The sequence below is a fragment of the Lachnoanaerobaculum sp. genome, from assembly GCF_057250505.1.
In genome coordinates this window covers 1-2,739 of sequence record NZ_DBHIEQ010000063.1, presented here as the reverse complement: position 1 = coordinate 2,739, position 2,739 = coordinate 1, and the positions used below count along the sequence as shown (strand labels likewise).

At 34.9% G+C, this 2,739-nt stretch carries 2 protein-coding genes and 1 pseudogene; 1 reads left to right on the top strand and 2 read right to left on the bottom strand.

What is annotated here, in order from left to right; genetic code table 11:
* The first annotated feature begins 325 nt into the window (after positions 1–325).
* Positions 326–1,330 (top strand): LacI family DNA-binding transcriptional regulator, encoded by a 1,005-nt coding sequence (locus tag ACO6FI_RS13180; protein ID WP_485457724.1) that lies wholly within the window; start codon positions 326–328, stop codon positions 1,328–1,330.
* Between the two features lie 17 nt (positions 1,331–1,347).
* Here ACO6FI_RS13180 and ACO6FI_RS13175 read toward each other — a convergent pair whose 3' ends face one another.
* Positions 1,348–1,845, bottom strand: coding sequence for a hypothetical protein (locus ACO6FI_RS13175; protein ID WP_485457723.1), 498 nt, complete (start codon positions 1,843–1,845; stop codon positions 1,348–1,350).
* Between the two features lie 162 nt (positions 1,846–2,007).
* Positions 2,008–2,739 (bottom strand): annotated as a pseudogene (locus tag ACO6FI_RS13170) (N-acetylmuramoyl-L-alanine amidase family protein); the annotation flags it as partial.

The window sequence follows — 2,739 nt, the reverse complement described above, 5'->3', positions numbered from 1 at the left end:
TGTATAAAAGTCAATACAATATATTATCTTCTACCTATTGAACAATTTTACTCAATAATTTTTATGCATAGTTTATAATTATATTTTTTTACAACTTTTTATGGTTTAATATATTTAAATTCAAGACATTACATATTTTTTTATATCTAAAAATATTATTTTTTACTGTATATACTTACTAAATAAATTTTATATACTCAATGCCACGCTTTAGTTAAGTGAAATTTTATATTTATTCTCATTTGACAATATCTTTTTAAAATAGTATTATGATTACTGAAAATATTTATTGTTTAGTGAACAACATATATATATGGAGAATATTATGACCATTAGAGAATTATCCAAGTTGATAAACGTTTCTCCTGCCGCTATTTCAATAGTCATAAATGAAAAAAAAGGTGTCAGTGAGGAAACAAGAGAAAAGGTACTCTCGGCAATGCAGGAGTACAACTATCACCCTACGCAAAGAAAAAGAACTGTCGAAAATAAAAATGTACTGGTTCTGAAATATTACAGAAGTGGAGTTTTTGTTGAAGAAAATCAGGGATTTATAGCCGGAATACTTGACGCAATAGAGAACAGACTACAAAAAGAAAATTTAAATATGGTTTTAAGAGTACATAAAGAGAGCTTTGAAAAGTTTCTGTCTGAAACGGATATTAGTCAATATGAAGGTATTATACTTATCGGTACGGAGTTTACTCCCGAACTGTATCCGCTGTTTGACAGTATATATATTCCGTATGTTGTAGTAGATAATGTCTGCCCATATACCACCTGTAACAGTATCTGTATGAATAATGAGGAGAATGTCTATATTGCTGTTGATTATCTGAAAAAATGCGGACACAAAAGTATAGGATATATAGGTGGAAATATATATTCCGAAAATTTTCAACTTAGAAAAAAAGGATTTATAGAGAGCGTTGAAAGATTAGGTATGGACTATATAAAAGAACATACATATATGATTTCTCCCACTATGATAGGAGCCTATAATGATATGATGGATCAACTTCAAGATATAAGCACACTTCCGGACTGTTTTTTCGCTGACAATGATACTCTTGCTCTTGGAGCCATCAAAGCCTTAAAAGAAAAAGGCTTTAAAATACCAAGAGACATCTCCATAATAGGTTTTGATGATATACCTTACTCAGCAGTTTCTTCACCTGCTCTTACTACAATTCATGTGCAGAGGAAACAGATTGGAAAGCTTGCAGTAGAACAGCTCTTGAAAATAAAAAAAGACAAGAAAAATAAGCCGGTAAAAACGCTTATTACCGGCAATCTTATAATCAGAGACAGTATAGCAAAAAAGGCTTGAGGGCCTTTTTTCTTTTATTATCCGTAACAATAAAACTTAGAATCATCTACTTTAAAATCCTGTGGGAAGTTATCATATTCCATAGTATCATAGTTGAAAATACCCACCTTGAAAGGCTTTTCTCCATAGCATTTTGCCACTCTTTCATAACCTGTCAAGGCCACCTCCTCATACTCAATATATCGAATTTCCAGCTTTGCAAAACTGTTACCTATAGGTACATATATGTTTATCTCATTCTCTGCAAGGTATTCCACTGTAATATTGGAGAAGTTCATTAAGCAGTCATAGAATGTATCTAAGATAAATATATCATTCAGATTAGGCTCAAAATCACCACTTTCCATATCATACGCCGTAAACGACATCAAATCAAAAATTGTGTTTATGCTTATATCAAAGCTTACAACATATCTTTCATTCTCGTCACTCGGTTTCATCCCCCATATAGCAAGAGTAATACCGTCCAATGCTTCCAACTCTCTTACCCTTTTTTCAACCTCAATCTTACCCATAATGAAATCTCCTTCAACACGGTTATAGTACAAACAAAAATCTTACTACACATCAAAAATACTTTATATATATTATAGATATTTCCAACAATATTTTCAAGATGTATACAAAAAAGCTCCCGCACCTAAGTGCGAGAGCCCCTATTTTATGCTTTACTTAGATTATCTCCAAGCTCCGCTTTCATTTACATGATAACCGTCAGGTGTAGTTTCATTCTGATACATTGAACCATATGGTCTTGAGTTTACATTACCAAAATTCCACCTATTTGTATTGCTATCATAGAACCAGGTCTGTCCTGTTGCAACAGGATTCAAATAGTAAAACTCATTTCCATCCTTTAGCCAATCTGTATGCATTGAACCATTGTTTGGATTGAGGTAATACCATTTACCATCCTGAGAATCATGATGCCATCCCTTTACCATTTCACCATAGAATCCATTGTGATCCATTGATAGATAATACCATCTATTTCCTTCTAAGAACCAGCCTGAATCCATGATGTTGTTATCTGCAAAGTGATACCACTCTGACTTTGTCTGTCCCTGATAGGTATAGCTTAGATAAGCCCAGCCCTTTACTCTTCCACCTGCTGTAAGGTTGAATACCCACTTGCTGCTGTCAGGGTTTGCTGTAGCTTCTGCAGGATTCAATAACTCCCAGTTACCATCCTGACCTACTCTAAGTCCGCCTGTCTGTCCGTTTGATGCTCTTCTTCCGGCACTTCCCGAACCGCCGCCTGAACCTCCATGGCCACGACCGCCGCCACCGCCGTTATTATTCGGCACTGTTCCACCTGCCGCTTTAACAGCTGCATTAAGTGCATCAATTGCCGCCAACAATTCCGGTGTTGAAGACTTTCTGTTCGTTCTGTCAATAACTGCCTGTGC